The sequence below is a fragment of the Streptomyces sp. NPDC057010 genome, from assembly GCF_042673805.1.
Taxonomy (GTDB): domain Bacteria; phylum Actinomycetota; class Actinomycetes; order Streptomycetales; family Streptomycetaceae; genus Streptomyces.
In genome coordinates this window covers 55,415-70,898 of sequence record NZ_JBHUSC010000024.1, presented here as the reverse complement: position 1 = coordinate 70,898, position 15,484 = coordinate 55,415, and the positions used below count along the sequence as shown (strand labels likewise).

Annotated in this window: 15 protein-coding genes and 1 riboswitch; of the genes, 6 read left to right on the top strand and 9 right to left on the bottom strand. The window is 72.1% G+C overall.

Going from position 1 to position 15,484, the window contains the following annotated elements:
- Positions 1-4: 4 nt before the first annotated feature.
- The 7 genes from hisG to ribD are packed head-to-tail and all read right to left on the bottom strand — an operon-like array spanning position 5 to position 5,495.
- Positions 5-853, bottom strand: coding sequence for an ATP phosphoribosyltransferase (gene hisG / locus ACFTXQ_RS20935; protein WP_382642822.1), 849 nt, complete (start codon positions 851-853; stop codon positions 5-7).
- A 59-nt stretch (positions 854-912) separates the two neighbouring features.
- A complete protein-coding gene (locus ACFTXQ_RS20930) occupies positions 913-1,194 on the bottom strand; it encodes a phosphoribosyl-ATP diphosphatase (protein WP_382642820.1) in 282 nt (93 codons plus the stop codon).
- A gap of 58 nt (positions 1,195-1,252) precedes the next feature.
- Positions 1,253-1,738, bottom strand: coding sequence for a 6,7-dimethyl-8-ribityllumazine synthase (gene ribH / locus ACFTXQ_RS20925; RefSeq protein WP_007262951.1), 486 nt, complete (start codon positions 1,736-1,738; stop codon positions 1,253-1,255).
- A 50-nt stretch (positions 1,739-1,788) separates the two neighbouring features.
- Complete coding sequence (locus tag ACFTXQ_RS20920) at positions 1,789-3,096, bottom strand: bifunctional 3,4-dihydroxy-2-butanone-4-phosphate synthase/GTP cyclohydrolase II (protein WP_382642818.1); 1,308 nt, start codon at positions 3,094-3,096, stop codon at positions 1,789-1,791.
- Positions 3,093-3,737: a nicotinamide riboside transporter PnuC gene (locus ACFTXQ_RS20915; RefSeq protein ID WP_382642871.1), complete on the bottom strand. Its 645-nt coding sequence runs from the start codon at positions 3,735-3,737 to the stop codon at positions 3,093-3,095. The genes ACFTXQ_RS20920 and ACFTXQ_RS20915 overlap by 4 nt, the downstream gene beginning before the upstream one ends.
- A 5-nt stretch (positions 3,738-3,742) precedes the next feature.
- The gene (locus ACFTXQ_RS20910) at positions 3,743-4,348 is read right to left on the bottom strand and encodes a riboflavin synthase (protein ID WP_382642816.1); all 606 of its coding nucleotides are present in this window, start codon (positions 4,346-4,348) and stop codon (positions 3,743-3,745) included.
- A 1-nt stretch (position 4,349) separates the two neighbouring features.
- Complete coding sequence (gene ribD, locus ACFTXQ_RS20905; RefSeq protein WP_382642814.1) at positions 4,350-5,495, bottom strand: bifunctional diaminohydroxyphosphoribosylaminopyrimidine deaminase/5-amino-6-(5-phosphoribosylamino)uracil reductase RibD; 1,146 nt, start codon at positions 5,493-5,495, stop codon at positions 4,350-4,352.
- A 149-nt stretch (positions 5,496-5,644) separates the two neighbouring features.
- Positions 5,645-5,775, bottom strand: a riboswitch (FMN riboswitch).
- 279 nt (positions 5,776-6,054) lie between these two features.
- Between ribD and ACFTXQ_RS20900 the strand changes: the two genes are divergently transcribed.
- The 3 genes from ACFTXQ_RS20900 to ACFTXQ_RS20890 all read left to right on the top strand — a co-directional run bounded on the left by ACFTXQ_RS20900 (position 6,055) and on the right by ACFTXQ_RS20890 (position 10,194).
- Positions 6,055-8,412, top strand: coding sequence for a chitinase C-terminal domain-containing protein (locus ACFTXQ_RS20900; RefSeq protein ID WP_382642812.1), 2,358 nt, complete (start codon positions 6,055-6,057; stop codon positions 8,410-8,412).
- 83 nt (positions 8,413-8,495) lie between these two features.
- Complete coding sequence (gene sigJ, locus ACFTXQ_RS20895) at positions 8,496-9,386, top strand: RNA polymerase sigma factor SigJ (RefSeq protein ID WP_382642810.1); 891 nt, start codon at positions 8,496-8,498, stop codon at positions 9,384-9,386.
- A 58-nt stretch (positions 9,387-9,444) separates the two neighbouring features.
- Entirely contained in the window at positions 9,445-10,194 is a 750-nt protein-coding gene (locus tag ACFTXQ_RS20890) for an SDR family oxidoreductase (protein WP_382642808.1), read from the top strand.
- A gap of 31 nt (positions 10,195-10,225) precedes the next feature.
- Here the strand turns inward: ACFTXQ_RS20890 and ACFTXQ_RS20885 are convergent, their stop codons facing one another.
- Positions 10,226-10,738, bottom strand: coding sequence for a hypothetical protein (locus ACFTXQ_RS20885; RefSeq protein WP_382642806.1), 513 nt, complete (start codon positions 10,736-10,738; stop codon positions 10,226-10,228).
- 85 nt (positions 10,739-10,823) lie between these two features.
- The gene (locus tag ACFTXQ_RS20880; protein ID WP_382642804.1) at positions 10,824-11,954 is read right to left on the bottom strand and encodes an ROK family transcriptional regulator; all 1,131 of its coding nucleotides are present in this window, start codon (positions 11,952-11,954) and stop codon (positions 10,824-10,826) included.
- Positions 11,955-12,017: 63 nt separating this feature from the next.
- Between ACFTXQ_RS20880 and ACFTXQ_RS20875 the strand changes: the two genes are divergently transcribed.
- The 3 genes from ACFTXQ_RS20875 (at position 12,018) to ACFTXQ_RS20865 (ending at position 15,456) form a co-directional block, all read left to right on the top strand.
- A complete protein-coding gene (locus tag ACFTXQ_RS20875; protein WP_382642802.1) occupies positions 12,018-13,232 on the top strand; it encodes an MFS transporter in 1,215 nt (404 codons plus the stop codon).
- An 81-nt stretch (positions 13,233-13,313) separates the two neighbouring features.
- Entirely contained in the window at positions 13,314-14,708 is a 1,395-nt protein-coding gene (locus tag ACFTXQ_RS20870) for a uracil-xanthine permease family protein (protein ID WP_382642869.1), read from the top strand.
- 88 nt (positions 14,709-14,796) lie between these two features.
- Complete coding sequence (locus tag ACFTXQ_RS20865; RefSeq protein WP_382642800.1) at positions 14,797-15,456, top strand: DUF5995 family protein; 660 nt, start codon at positions 14,797-14,799, stop codon at positions 15,454-15,456.
- The last annotated feature ends 28 nt before the right edge of the window (positions 15,457-15,484 follow it).

The window sequence follows — 15,484 nt, the reverse complement described above, 5'->3', positions numbered from 1 at the left end:
CGGGTCAGAGACGGCAGGCGTGGATCGAGGTGGTGAGGATCGCGCGCGCGCCGAGCTCGTACAGGTCGTCCATGATCCGCTGGGCCTCCTTGGCCGGGACCATGGCGCGGACCGCGACCCAGCCCTCGTTGTGCAGCGGGGAGACGGTGGGCGACTCCAGGCCCGGGGTGAGGGCGACCGCGCGCTCCAGGTGCTCGGCGCGGCAGTCGTAGTCCATCATCACGTAGCTGCGGGCCACCAGGACGCCCTGGAGGCGGCGCAGGAACTGCTGGGCCTGCGGGTCCTCGGGGTCGGTGCCGTTGCCGCGGATGACGACGGCCTCGGAGGTCAGGATCGGCTCGCCGATGACCTCCAGGCCGGCGTTGCGCAGGCTGGTGCCGGTCTCGACGACGTCCGCGATGATCTGGGCGACGCCCAGCTGGATCGCGGTCTCCACGGCGCCGTCGAGGTGCACGACGGAGGCGTCGATGCCGAGGTCGGCGAGGTGCTTGGCGACGATTCCCTCGTACGAGGTCGCGATCGTCATGCCGTGGAAGTCCTGGGGACCCTTCGCGGTGCCGGGCTTGGTGGCGTAGCGGAAGGTGGAGCGCCCGAAGTTCAGCGGCAGGATCTCCTCGGCGGAGGCGCCGGAGTCGAGCAGCAGGTCGCGGCCGGTGATGCCGATGTCGAGCTTGCCCGAGGAGACGTAGATCGCGATGTCCTTGGGGCGGAGGTAGAAGAACTCCACCTCGTTCTCGGGGTCGACGACCACGAGCTCCTTGGACTCCTTGCGCTGGCGGTAGCCGGCCTCATGGAGCATCGCCGACGCCGGTCCGGAGAGTGAACCCTTGTTGGGGACGGCGATGCGCAGCATGGGGCTTCCTTTGATGCGTGGGTTTTACGGGGAATACGGGCGGGTGTACGTGCCGGAGCTCAGAGGTGGGAGTAGACGTCGTCGAGGGAGATCCCGCGCGCCACCATCATCACCTGGACGTGGTAGAGCAGCTGGGAGATCTCCTCGGCGGCGGCTTCCTTGCCCTCGTACTCGGCGGCCATCCAGACCTCGGCGGCCTCCTCGACGACCTTCTTGCCGATGGCATGGACGCCCTTGCCGACGAGCTCGGCGGTACGGGAGGTGCTGGGGTCGCCGTTGGCGGCCTTGAGCTGGAGCTCTGCGAAGAGCTCTTCGAAGCTCTTAAGGGGTTTGTTCGCCATGATGTCCCTAGAGTACGGGCTCACCCGGGTTCCCCCGTGCCGGGGTTCACTCCTTGGACTAGCGCCAGGGTTCGCTGACGGTCCGCAGGGTCATGGCGGTGGAGACGGCGGCGGTGACCGCTTCGTGCCCCTTGTCCTCGTTCGACCCCTCGAGTCCGGCGCGGTCCAGCGCCTGCTCGTCGTTGTCGCAGGTCAGTACGCCGAAGCCGACGGGGACTCCGGTGTCGATCGACACCTGTACCAGGCCCTGGGTGACGCCCTGGCAGACGTAGTCGAAGTGCGGGGTGCCGCCGCGGATGACCACGCCGAGGGCGACGATGGCATCGTAGCCGCGGCCGGCCAGGACCTTCGCCACGACCGGGAGCTCGAAGCTGCCGGGGACGCGGAGCAGGGTCGGCTCGTCGATGCCCAGCTCGTGCAGGGCCCGCAGGGCGCCGTCGACCAGTCCGTCCATGACCTTCTCGTGCCACTGGGCCGCGATCACGGCGACGCGCAGGTCTCCGCAGTTCTTCACGCTCAGTTCGGGTGCGCCCTTGCCGCTCACAGCTCTGCTCCTCGTGGTTCGTGGATGTTCGTACGGGTGGTGGTGCGTGCTTACTGGTTGCCGCAGGCGGACGTGGTCACGGCCCCGTCCAGCCAGGGCAGGTCGTGGCCCATCCGGTCCCGCTTGGTGCGCAGGTACCGCAGATTGTGCTCGCCGGCCTCTACGGGCATCGGCTCCCGGCCGGAAACCTTGATCCCGTGCCGTTCGAGGGCGTCGGCCTTGTCGGGGTTGTTGGTCAGCAGCCGGACGCTGCGCACGCCGAGGTCGGCGAGGATCTGGGCGCCGGCCCCGTAGTCGCGGGCGTCGGCGGGCAGGCCCAGCTCCAGGTTGGCGTCGAGGGTGTCGCGGCCGCGCTCCTGGAGCTCGTACGCGCGCAGCTTGGACAGCAGTCCGATGCCGCGGCCCTCGTGGCCGCGCAGGTAGATGACGACGCCGCGGCCGGCGTCCCGGATCCGTTCCATGGAGGCGTGCAGCTGGGGGCCGCAGTCGCAGCGCTGGGAGGCGAAGATGTCGCCGGTCAGGCACTCGGAGTGCATGCGGACGAGGAGGTCCTCGCCGTCGCCGGCGGCGGCGAGGTCGCCGTGGACGAGGGCGATGTGCTCGACCCCGTCGACGGTGGAGCGGTAGCCGTACGCCGTGAACTCGCCGAAGGCGGTCGGCAGGCTGACCTCGGCCTCGCGGCGCACGGTGGGCTCGGCGGAGCGGCGGTAGGCGATCAGGTCCTCGATGGAGATGATCGTCAGGCCGTGCTTGCGGGCGAAGGGGATCAGCTCGGGCAGGCGCAGCATGACGCCGTCCTCGCCGGCGATCTCAACGATGGCGCCGGCCGGGCGCAGGCCCGCGAGGCGGGCGAGGTCGACGGCGGCCTCGGTGTGGCCGTTGCGGACCAGGACGCCGCCGGGCTTGGCGCGCAGCGGGAAGATGTGGCCGGGGCGGACGAAGTCGCCGGGCTCGCAGGCACCGCCGGCGAGGAGGCGCAGGGTGGTGGCGCGGTCGGCGGCGGAGATGCCGGTGGTGACGCCGTGGGCGCCGCTCGCGTCGACGGAGACGGTGAAGGCGGTCTGCATCGACTCGGTGTTGTGCTGGACCATCTGGGGCAGTTCGAGCCGGTCCAGCTCCGCGCCCTCCATGGGGGCGCAGATCAGGCCGCGGCACTCGCTCATCATGAAGGCGATGATCTCGGGGGTGGCCTTCTCGGCGGCGATGACGAGGTCGCCCTCGTTCTCGCGGTCCTCGTCGTCGACGACGACGATGGGCCGGCCCGCGGCGATGTCGCGGATGGCCTGCTCCACGGGGTCGAGGCGGAAGCTCTCCTCCGGGACGTCGAGCATGCTGGGCACGGGGGTGAGGGAGGTCATGCCGTTGCTCCTTCCAGGGCCGGGGCGGGGGCGGTGCGCGAGCGGAGCCACCAGTCGCGCATGCCCCACAGGACGAGCGCGCCGTAGATGACGTAGACGAAGCCGGAGAACGCGTAGCCGTTGGCGAAGTTCAGGGGGACGCCGACGAGGTCGACCAGGAGCCAGGCGAACCAGAACTCGACCATGCCGCGCGACTGGGCGTACATGGCGACGATGGTGCCGACGAAGATGTAGGCGTCGGGCCAGGGGTCCCAGGACAGCGCCGGGTAGGCGGTGAACAGCAGCGCGACGGCGACGGTGCCGACGGCGGCGGCGCCGACCAGGACGCCGCGCTCGCGCCAGGTGGCGAAGCGGACCGCGAGCCCGCCGTCCTGGGCCTGCTGCCGGCCCCGGTGCCACTGGACCCAGCCCCAGGCGGCGACGAGCATGACGACGACCTGCTTGCCGGCGCTGCCGGACAGGTGGCCGGCGGCGAAGGCCACGAAGAGGATGACGCCCGAGAGGAACTGGGCGGGCCACGTCCATATGGAGCGGCGCCAGCCGAGGGCGAGGGCGATCAGACCGATCGTGTTGCCGATCATGTCGGACCACTTGATGTGTTGGCCGAAGGCGGTGAAGGCCTCGGAGTTCAGCCAGTTCAGCGTGCTCACCGGCCCGCCTCCCGGTCCGCGCCGAGCAGCCGCTCGACGTACTTGGCGAGGACGTCGACCTCAAGGTTGACCGGGTCACCGGGCTGCTTGATGCCGAGCGTGGTCAGCGCGAGGGTGGTGGGGATGAGGCTGATGGTGAACCAGTCGGCGGCGGCCTCGACGACGGTGAGGCTGACGCCGTCGACGGTGATGGAGCCCTTCTCTACGACGTAGCGCGAGAGGTTCGCCGGGAGGGCGACCTTGACGAGCTCCCAGTGCTCGGAGGGGGTCCGGGAGAGGATCTCGCCGGTGCCGTCGACGTGCCCCTGGACGAGGTGGCCGCCGAGCCGTCCGCCGAGGGCCATGGGGCGCTCCAGGTTGACCCGGGAGCCCTTGGTGAGGGCGCCGAGGCTGGAGCGGTTGAGGGTCTCCTGCATGACGTCGGCGGTGAACTCGCCGTCGGCGGTCTCCACGACGGTCAGGCAGACGCCGTTGACGGCGATGGAGTCGCCGTGCTTGGCGCCCTCGGTGACGACGGGGCCGCGCAGGCGGAAGCGGGAGGCCTCTTCCAGCTGCTCGACGGCGGTGACCTCGCCCAGTTCTTCGACGATTCCGGTGAACACTTCAGTGCTCCTTGAGGGCTGTGGTGACGGAGGGAGCCGCGGGGACGGCGGTGATGCGGATGTCCGTGCCGATGCGGACGGTCTCGGTGATCTCGAGCCGGAGCGCGTCGGAGATGGTGGTGATGCCGGCGTCGGCGAGGGCGGCGGGGCCCGCGCCGAGGAGGACGGGGGCGAGGTAGCCGACGACCTTGTCGACGGCGCCCGCGGCGACGAAGGCGCCGGCGAGGGTCGGGCCGCCTTCGAGGAGGACGGAGCGGACCCCGCGCCGGTGCAGCTCGGCGAGGAGCGCGTCCACGGAGATCCCGTACTTGTCGTACGGGAGCCGGGCCAGCTCCACCCCGGCGAGGTGGCGGGTGTCGGCGTCCTCGGCGACGGCGATCAGGGTGGGGGCGGCCTCGTCGAGGACGCGGGCGGTGGGCCGGATGGTGGCGTGGGTGTCCAGGACGACGCGCAGCGGCTGGTCGGCCCCTTCGATGCCGCGTACGGCGAGGTGCGGGTCGTCGGCGCGCAGGGTGCCGGAGCCGACGACGACGGCGTCGGCCTCGGCGCGCAGCCGGTGGACGTCGGCGCGGGACTCGGGGGAGCTGATCCAGCGGCTGGTGCCGTCGGCGGCGGCGATCCTGCCGTCGAGGGTCGCGGCGTACTTCCACAGGACGTACGGGCGGCCCAGGCGCACGGAGGTCAGCCAGGCGGCGTTCCCTGCCTCGGCCTCCTGCTCCAGCAGCCCGGCCCCGGTCTCGATCCCGGCGGCGCGCAGGGTGGCTCCACCACCGCTGGCCTGCGGGTTCGGGTCGGAGACGGCGTAGACCACGCGGGCGATGCCGGCCTCGATGAGGGCCTGGGCGCAGGGTCCCGTACGGCCGGTGTGGTTGCAGGGTTCGAGGGTGACGTAGGCGGTGCCGCCGCGGGCGGCGCTTCCTGCCGCGCGCAGGGCGTGGACCTCGGCGTGCGGGCCGCCTGCCCGCTGGTGCCAGCCTTCGCCGACGACGGTGCCCGAGGCATCGGTGATGACGCAGCCGACGACCGGGTTGGGGCTGGTGGAACCGAGTCCGCGGGCGGCGAGCTCGATGGCTCGGCGCATGGCGCGGGTGCCCGCGTCGGGTGCTGCGTGCGCGGCGTGTGTCGCCACCGGGTCCTCCTGCCTCATCGGGCACGGACTCCGGGGCCTGTCGGGATACGACAGATGAAGCGGTACAGCTCACACGGGGGCGCCGAGGCCGGAAAACGGTCCGATCGGGCACATCCCTGGGGATATGCCGACGAACCGCCGACGGCGGCGTACCGGTGACTGGCCCGCCGCGCACTGCCTCCCATCCGGACTTTAACCGTCGGTCCAGGAATCTCACCTGGTCAACCGGCCGCTGGCTGCGGACGGGTCGCGGACTATAACCGCCGGTTCGGAATTACACCGACCCCGGAGTGCGCTGCTACTGGTACTGAAGCCAGTCTGCCACGGGTGATCGGCGGCCATGCAGGTGATGGGGTGTGGGCTGGCTCACAGCGGGGGGCTTCTTCGGGGAGTCGATCAAGTGGACCGGGGGTTGGTCCAGACCTATTGACGGGTTGGTCTAGTCCTCTTAACGTTCCCTTCATCTTCCCCCGGGAACAGCCCGTCAGATGTGCGCACGTCACGGGCCAACACGCGCCACCTTTCTGCCTGTTGTGTCCTGATGTGTCCTGCCATCCTCCCCTCCCCAGGAGGCACCATGCTGTCCCCCACACGTACGAGAGCGATGCTCCTGGCATCCGGCGCCGCAATCGCCGGACTGCTGGTGGGCGGGCTCTCGGCGGGCGTCTCGCACGCTGCCGACAACGAGTCGTGTCGCCCCGACGGGCTGTACAAAACGGCCGGCGTCGACGTCCCGTACTGCTCGGTCTACGACTCCGAAGGCCGCGAGAAGATGGGCGCCGACCACCAGCGCCGCGTCATCGGTTACTTCACCGGCTGGCGCGACGGCAGCAACGGCGAGCCCGCCTACCTGGCGAACAACATTCCGTGGTCCAAGGTCACCCACCTGAACTACGCCTTCGCCCACGTGGGCGCGGACAACAAGATCTCGGTCGGTGCGGACAACGCGAACAACGCCGCCACCGGAAAGACCTGGCCGGGCGTGGCGGGCGCCGAGATGGACCCGGCCCTCCCCTACAAGGGCCACTTCAACCTGCTGACCAAGTTCAAGAAGCAGTACCCGAACGTCAAGACGCTCGTCTCCGTCGGCGGCTGGGCGGAGACCGGCGGCTACTTCGGGGACGACGGCAACCGCGTCGCCTCCGGCGGCTTCTACTCGATGGCCACCAACGCGGACGGCTCGGTCAACCAGGCCGGCATCGACACCTTCGCCGACTCCTCCGTCGAGTTCATCCGCAAGTACGGGTTCAACGGCGTCGACATCGACTACGAGTACCCGACCACCATGAAGGACGCGGGCAACCCGCTGGACTGGCAGCTGTCCAACGCGCGGCGCGCCGGGCTGGTCCAGGGCTACGCCGCCCTGATGAAGTCGCTGCGCGAGAGGCTCGACCGCGCGGGCGCCGCCGACGGCAAGCACTACCTGCTCTCCGTCGCCGCCCCCTCCTCCGGCTACCTGCTGCGCGGCATGGAGACGTTCCAGATGCAGAAGTACCTGGACTACGTCAACATCATGTCCTACGACCTGCACGGCGCCTGGAACGAGTACGTCGGCCCCAACGCCTCGCTCTTCGACGACGGCAAGGACGCCGAACTGGCGGCGGCCGGCGTCTACTCCACCTCCCAGTACGGCGGCATCGGCTACCTCAACACCGACTGGGCGTACCACTACTTCCGCGGCTCCATGCCCGGCGGGCGCATCAACATCGGCCTGCCGTACTACACCCGCGGCTTCAAGAACGTGCAGGGCGGCACGGACGGCCTGTGGGGCAAGGCCCCCGCGACGACCTGCCCGGCCGGAGCGGGCCTGACCAAGTGCGGCGACGGCGCGGTCGGCATCGACAACCTGTGGCACGACAAGGACACCAACGGGGCCGAGTCCCCCGCGGGCTCCAACCCGATGTGGCACGCCAAGAACCTGGAGAAGGGCGTCGTCGGCGACTACGTCACGAAGTACGGCTTCCCGGCGAACACCACGCTGACCGGCACCTACGCCCGCAAGTACGACTCCACGCTGGTGGCGCCGTGGCTGTGGAACGCCCAGAAGAAGGTCTTCCTGTCGACGGAGGACGAGCAGTCGGTGGCCGCCAAGGCCGACTACGTGGTGAACAAGGGCATCGGCGGCACGATGGTCTGGGAGCTGGCGGGCGACTACGCCTACAACGCGGCCAAGGGCCAGTACGAGATGGGCAGCACGCTCACCACCCTGATGTACGACAAGTTCAAGGCCGCCGCCCCGTACGGCGCGAACAAGGCGGGCGCCGCCCTGCCCGCCCAGGCCGTGGACATCAGGACGGAGTTCACCGAGTTCAAGCTGGGCGACTCCAACTACCCGATCACCCCGAAGCTCAAGATCACCAACAACACGAAGAGCACGCTGCCCGGCGGCACCGAGTTCCGGTTCGACTACGGCACCTCGGCCCCGAACAACGCCTCCGACCAGTCCGGCTTCGGCACGACGGTGATCAGCAGCGGCCACACCGGCACCAACGTCGGCGGCCTGAAGGGCGACTTCCAGCGGGTCTCCCTCAAGCTCCCGGCCTGGCAGACGCTGGCCCCGGGCGCCTCCGTCGACCTGGCCTTCAACTACTACCTGCCGGTGTCCACGCCCTCCAACTGGACCGTGACCATCTCCGGCACCACCTACGCCCTCGCCGGGGACCTGGCGCGCGGCACCACGGTGACGGAGCCCGGCGGCACCCAGCCTCCGACCACGCCTCCCACCACCCCGCCGACCACTCCCCCGACCACGCCGCCGACCACGCCGCCGGGCGGGACCTGCACCAACCCGGCGTACGCGGCGGGCACTGTCTACAACAGCGGCAACGTCGTCTCCCACAAGAGCCACAACTGGAAGGCCCAGTGGTGGACGCAGAACGAGGAGCCCGGCACCACGGGCGAGTGGGGCGTCTGGAAGGACCTGGGCGCCTGCTGACACCCGGTGGGTGAAGCGCACGAGACGTGAGGACCCGGTGGCCCGGCGGCCACCGGGTCCTCGCACGTGTCTACGCTTCGGGGGTGAGCACCCATGCCGCCGCAGCCGTCGCGGACTTCGAGGAACACCGGCCCCGGATGTTCGGCATCGCCTACCGGATGCTCGGCTCCGCCGCCGAGGCCGAGGACACCGTGCAGGAGGCCTACCTGCGCTGGAGCGCCGCCGACCGCAGCGGCATCGAGCGCCCCGGGGCCTGGCTGGCCAAGGCCGTCACCCGCCTGTGCCTCAACAACCTCACCTCGGCGCGGGCCCGGCGCGAGGAGTACGTCGGCCCCTGGCTCCCGGAACCGGTCCTCACCGGGGGCGGAGCGCTGGGCCCGCTGGAGTCCGCGGAGCAGCGGGAGGGCGTGTCCATGGCCCTGCTGGTCCTGCTGGAGCAGCTCACGCCGGCGGAGCGGGCGGTGTACGTGCTGCGCGAGGCCTTCGCGTACGGACACCGGGAGATCGCCGAACTGCTCGACCTCACCGAGGCCAACTGCCGGCAGGTCTACCGCCGGGCGGCGGCCCGGGTGGCGGCGGGCACTCCGGAGCGGCGCTTCGCACCGGACCCGGCGCAGTGGCACGGCCTGGTCGAGTCCTTCCTGACCGCCGCGCGCAGCGGGGACCTGGCCCGGCTGGAGAGCCTGCTGAGCGCCGACGTCCGGTACGTGTCGGACGGCGGCGGGGTCGTCAATGCGGCCAGGCGGCCGATCACGGGCCGGAACAACGTGGCCCGCTTCGCGATCGGGGCGCTGGAGAAGTACGTGGCGGGCGTGCCGATCACGTTCGCGGAGGTCAACGGAGCACCGGCGCTGCTCTTCGGCGACGGGGCGGTCCTCCTGGTCGAATTCGAGAACGGGCTGGTCAGCGGCATGAGCACGGTGGTCAATCCGCAGAAGCTGGAATTCCTCCGGCGGCAGCTGTCACATTCCTGAGGGCTGTCCGGTCTCCGCTGGTGAAGGCACCCGATCGAACCCAGCGGAGGACGACACCATGAGCACCATCCTGGTCACCGGAGGCACCGGAATCGTCGGAAGTCTCGTCAGCGGGCGGCTCGGCGCGGCGGGCCACGAGGTCCGCGTCCTGAGCCGGCACGCCCCGGACCACCCCGTCGACCTGCGGGACGGCAGCGGGCTGGGCGCGGCGATGGCGGGCGCGGAGGTGGTCGTGCACTGCGCGAGCGACACGCGGTACGGGGGCAGGGGCGACGAGACGGCCGCGCGGCACCTGATCGAGGCCGCCCGCCGGGCGGGGACCGTCCGGAACATCGTCTACATCTCGATCGTCGGGGTGGACGAGGTCCCGCTGCGCTACTACGAGACGAAGCTGAGGGTGGAGCGGCTGCTGGAGGAGTCCGGGCTGGGCGTGACGATCCTGCGGACGACGCAGTTCCACGACTTCGTCGCGCAGGTGGTCGACAAGGCGGCGAAGCTGCCGGTCCTGCCGCTGCCGAAGGGGCTCCGGGTACAGCCGATCGCCGTCGAGGAGGTCGCGGACCGCCTGGCGGAACTCGCGGTCCCGACCCCGTCGGGCCGCGTCCCGGACATGGGCGGCCCGGAGGTCCACAGCCTTCCGGACGTGGCCCGCGCCTACCTGGAGGCCACGGGCCGCCACCGCCGGATCCTCCTGTTCCCCCTGGCGGGCAAGGCCTACGCGGGCTTCCGCCGGGGCGGCCACCTGTGCCCGTCCCGGGCGACGGGGCGGGGCACGTTCGCGGAGTTCGCGGCGGGGCGGGGCCGGTAGCGGCAGGACCGCCGCGTCCCGAACCGGTGGGTCAGTATCCGAAGCCTTCCTCGTACGACGTGGACGAGCCGGGCCCTCCCACGCGCCAGACGTCGTACGCGAGCCAGCCGGCCCCCGTCAGCGCGGCGGCGACGACCGCCGCGGTGATGCCTGCCAGCGCCCGGGCGAGCACCGGCCGCCGGCGGGGGTCTGCGACACGGGCCATCAGCAGGATCAGGGCGGACGGGATGAAGGCGAAGGTGCCGAAGCAGGCCAGCACGACGCCGAACACGCAGACGCCCAGGCCGACTCCGAGGCACAGCATCTCGAAGCCGTTGCGTTCCCGGATGAAAACGGTCCAGGCGATCGCCACGAACGGGGGGAAGAGGATCACCCCGAGCGGCGACAGCAGCCCCCAACCCGCCACGAGGGCCGCGAGGAGAACGGCCGCCCCCGCCATGATCCTTTGCAGCCGGTGCACCCGCTCCACCGGCGCCGCCGGGGCGGACGGCTGCTCCGGCGCCACCGGTATCGCCGCACCCGTGCCCGTGCCCGTGCCCGCCATGCCCCTACCTCGGATCCTTCATCGCGCCTGAAACCAGCTTCGCGATGGTAAACGGAGGCTGCGGCATCGACCCAACCAGGGGCGCTCACGTCCCGAACACGGCCTCCTGCGCCGCCTCGCGTGCGGCCTCCCGGGCTCCCGACAGGATGGCGGAGCCGCCCAGGGTCGTGGCGCGGACCGCGGTCGGTACCGGGGTCAGGGTGGTCAGGCGGTGGGCGACCCGGGCGGCCAGGGCGGGGCCGCCCGCGCGGCCCAGTTCGCCCGCCAGGACCACGCAGCCCGGGTCCAGGACGGCGGTGACCGCTGCCGCGCCGAGGGCCAGGCGTTCGGCCAGGGCTTCGAGGAAGGCCTCCCCCGCGGCTCCCGCCACGGCCTCCTCCGCCGGGCCCGTGAACCCGTGTTCCGCGGCCAGGGCCGTCACGGCGTCCCGGCCCGCGAGGGCGTGGAAGCCGCCGCCGCAGTCGGTGGCCGAGGGCAGGGCGCCGGTGCCCGGGACCGGGAGGAAGCCGATCTCGCCGGCCCCGCCGGAGGCGCCCCGGCGCAGCCGGCCGTCCAGGACCACGGCGGCGCCCACCCCGGCGCCGAGCCACAGCAGGACGAAGGAGTCGAGGTCGCGCGCGACGCCCAGGCGCTGCTCGGCGAGGGCTGCCAGGTTGGTCTCGTTCTCGACGATCACCACGGCGGGCAGGCCGCGCTGGAGGGCCGTCACCAGGTCCCGGTGCCAGGCGGGCAGGCCGATGCTGTCGCGGAGTTCACCGGTGGCCGGGGCGACGAGGCCGGGGGCGCCGATGACGACGGTGTGCAGCTCGTCGGCGCCGGCCTCGCGGGCGGTCCGCAGCAGGGCCGCCACCGCGTCCTCGGGGGCTCCGACGGGCAGGGCGGCCTCGGCGAGGGGCCGGCCGAGGAGGTCGGTGACGACGGCGGTGACGCTGTCGGTGCGTACGTCGAGGGCGGCGAGGTGGGCCCGGCGGGCGACGATCCCGTAGAGCTTGGCGTTGGGGCCGCGCCGCTGTTCGCCCGATTCCCCGACGACCTCGATCAGTCCGGCGCCGGTGAGCCGGTCGACGAGGTCGGCGACGGAGGGGCGGGAGAGGCCGGTCATGGTCTTGAGCTGGGTGGCCGTCAGCGGACCCGCCTCCTGCAGGAGTTGCAGGGCGAGGCGGTCGTTGATGGCGCGGGCCGTGCTCGGCGAGGCGGGGGAGAGGGCAGAGGTCACGGCGCCATCCTAGGGAGTCGTATCCACTAACTATCAGGCAGGCTCCCTGATAGTTTAGCTGTCATGACCGGGGACACCGACCTCAGCCCGGCGCGCCTGCGCCATGCCCGTTTCGCGATCGCCGCCGTCTTCTGCGCCCACGGTGCGGTGACCGGCTCCTTCGCCACCCGCATCCCCTGGATCCAGGAACACGCCCAGCTCGGCGCCGGCACCCTGGGGCTCGCCCTCGCCTTCCCCGCCCTGGGCGCGGCGCTCGCGATGCCGCTGGCCGGGCGGATCAACCACCGTTTCGGCGCCCGCGCCGCCCTGCGCGGACTGCTGGCCCTGTGGACCCTCTCCCTCGTCCTCCCGAGCCTCGCCCCGAACCTGCCCACGCTCTGCTTCGCGCTGTTCGTCTACGGAGCCACCTCCGGCATGTCGGACGTGGCGATGAACGCGCTCGGCGTGGAGACCGAGAACCGGCTGCGGCGCTCGATCATGTCCTCGCTGCACGGCATGTGGAGCGTGGGCGCGCTCCTCGGCTCGGCCGCCGGTACCGTCGCCGCGCACGCGGGGGCCGACGCGCGGCTGCACCACCTGATCGCCGCGCTGGCGCTCACCGCGGCCGGGCTGGTCGCCGTAAGGGGGGTGCTGGATCTGAAGGCCGCCCCGGACGCGGAGGCTCCGGCGCACTTCGCGCTGCCGCCGAAGTCCGCGGTGCTCATCGGGGGGATCGGGTTCTGCGCGGTCTTCGCGGAGGGCGCGAGCCTGGACTGGTCGGCGGTCTACCTGCGGGACGTGCTGAACACCGACGCCGGTCTGGCTGCGGCCTCCACCACCGCCTTCGCGCTGACCATGGCGGTCGTCCGGCTCGCCGGGGACCGGGTGGTGGACCGGTTCGGGGCCGTGCGCACGGTCCGGGTGGGCGGGGCGTTCGCGACGGCGGGCGGGCTGCTCGTGGTGACGGCCCGGCATCCCGCGGCGGCGCTGGCCGGCTTCGGGCTGATCGGGATGGGCGTGGCGGTGGTGGTCCCGCTGGCCTTCGCGGCCGCGGCGCGCAGCGGGCCGGCCCCGGCGCAGGCCATCGCGGGCGTCGCGACGATCACGTACACGTCGGGGCTGATCGCGCCGTCGGCGATCGGGGCCGTGGCCGACGCGAGCTCGCTCGTGGTCTCCTTCGGGCTGGTCACCCTGCTGGCGTTCGCGTTGGTGGCGGGGGCCTCCGTACTGCGCCAGAAGACCCCCGGACAGGGGGCTGACCTGCCCAATCGGGACGAGCCCGCCGCGATACGGCCGTAAAATCGGTGCCGGCCCGCGCCGTGAACCGACGCCGTGCGGCCTTGGATGCCCGACCGGCTGACGAAACGGAAGTGGTGGACCATGGGCCTCGGCGTGCGCTGGACCCTGCACGGAGACGGGCGGACCCCCGCCCCCGGCGCGGTGGTGCGGCCGGACGAGCGGCTTTCGTGGCCGCGGACCGCGGGGCTCGGCGCCCAGCACGTCGTGGCGATGTTCGGCGCGAGCTTCGTCGCGCCGGTGCTGATGGGTCTGGACCCGAACCTCGCCATCATGATGTCCGGCATCGCGACGGTGATCTTCCTCCTCGCGACGCGCGGCCGGGTCCCGTCCTACCTGGGCTGCTCGCTCTCCTTCGTCGGCGTCGCCGCGGCGATCCGCGCCTCGGGCGGGGACAGCGCGGTCGTGACCGGCGCCGTCTTCGTCGTCGGCGCGGCGCTGTTCCTGGCCGGTCTGGCCGTGCAGCGCTTCGGCGCGCGGATCATCCACGCGGCGATGCCGCCGGTGGTCACGGGCGCGGTGGTGATGCTGATCGGCTTCAACCTGGCGCCGGTGACGGCCTCGACGTACTGGCCGCAGGACCAGTGGACCGCGCTGCTGACGATGCTGTTCACGGGGCTCGCGGTGGTCTGCCTGCGCGGGTTCTGGTCGCGGATCGCGATCTTCCTCGGGCTGGTCTTCGGGTACGGGATCTCCTGGATCTTCGATCTGCTCTTCGGCCGGATCCACTCCCCCGCGGGCGGCGCGGAGGCCGTGGACCACTGGCGCCTCGACCTGTCCGGGGTCGGCAAGGCGGACTGGATCGGACTGCCGTCCTTCCACGCGCCGGCCTTCGAGTGGTCGGCGATCCTGATCGCGCTGCCCGTGGTGATCGCGCTGATCGCCGAGAACGCCGGTCACATCAAGGCCGTCGGCGAGATGACCGGCGACCCGCTGGACGACGAGCTGGGTACCGCCATCGCGGCCGACGGCGCCGCCTCGATGCTGTCCACCGCGGTCGGCGGCCCGCCGAACACCACCTACTCCGAGAACATCGGCGTGATGGCCGCGACCCGGGTCTACTCCACGGCGGCGTACTGGGCGGCGGCGGGCTTCGCGCTGCTCTTCGGGCTGTGCCCCAAGTTCGGCGCGGTCGTCGCCGCGATCCCGGGCGGAGTGCTCGGCGGCATCACCGTCATCCTGTACGGGATGATCGGCCTGCTCGGCGCCCAGATCTGGCTCAACGGGCGGGTGGACCTGCGCAATCCGCTGAACCTGGTGCCGGCCGCGGCGGGCATCATCATCGGCGTGGGCGGGGTCAAGCTGCACCTCACCGACAGCTTCGAGCTGGGCGGCATCGCGCTCGGCACGATCGTGGTGATCACGGGCTACCACGCGCTGCGGTACTTCGCCCCCGCGCACCTGAAGCGGCAGGAGCCGCTGCTGGACGCCGGCACCTCTGCCTACGACGACCAGGACGGCGTGGACACGCCGCGTTGACGCGGGCGTTGACGCGGTTTCGCCCGAACCGGGGAAGCGCACGGCCAAGCTCCCCGGATCCGCCGCGCGGCCTGCGACCCTGCCCTTCATGGAAGCGGTGCTGGCGCGGATGCGCGCCCTGGACGAGCGGCTCCCGCCACAGGACGGTGTCGCCGTCTTCAACCGGGTCTACCTGACGGTGACGCAGACCCTGCACCGGCGGATCGCGGACGGCGGGTTCCCGGCGCCGCGGCGGGCCGAGACGCTGAGCGTGCGGTTCGCCGAGCGGTACCTCGCGGCGGTGGAGGCCGACCGGCCCCCGGCCTGCTGGCGGCCCCTGCTCCAGCACCGCCGCCATCCCGGGATCCGCCCGCTCCAGCACGCCCTGGCCGGGATCAACGCGCACATCGGGCACGACCTGGCGCTGGCGGTGGTCTCCACGTGCCACGCCCTGGGCTGCGGGCCCGACGCGCTCGAAGGCGACTTCGACCGGGTGGGCGACACCCTGGTCGCCCTGGAAGAACACATCCGGGAGGAGCTGATGCCGGGCCCGGACCTCCTGGAGATCGCCGACCCGCTGACCCACCTGGTCGGCTCGTGGAGCCTGGACCGGGCCCGCGCGGGCGCCTGGGCGGCGGCCCGCCTGCTGTGGACGCTGCGCCGCTCCCCCGAGCTGGCCGAGGAGTTCCGGGAATCGCTGGACGCGGGCGTCGGCCTGGTCGGCCGCTGCCTGCTGACGCCGACCGCCTGTGTCCCCGTACGGGCGTGACGGCGGGCGCGGGAACCCGCGTACGGCA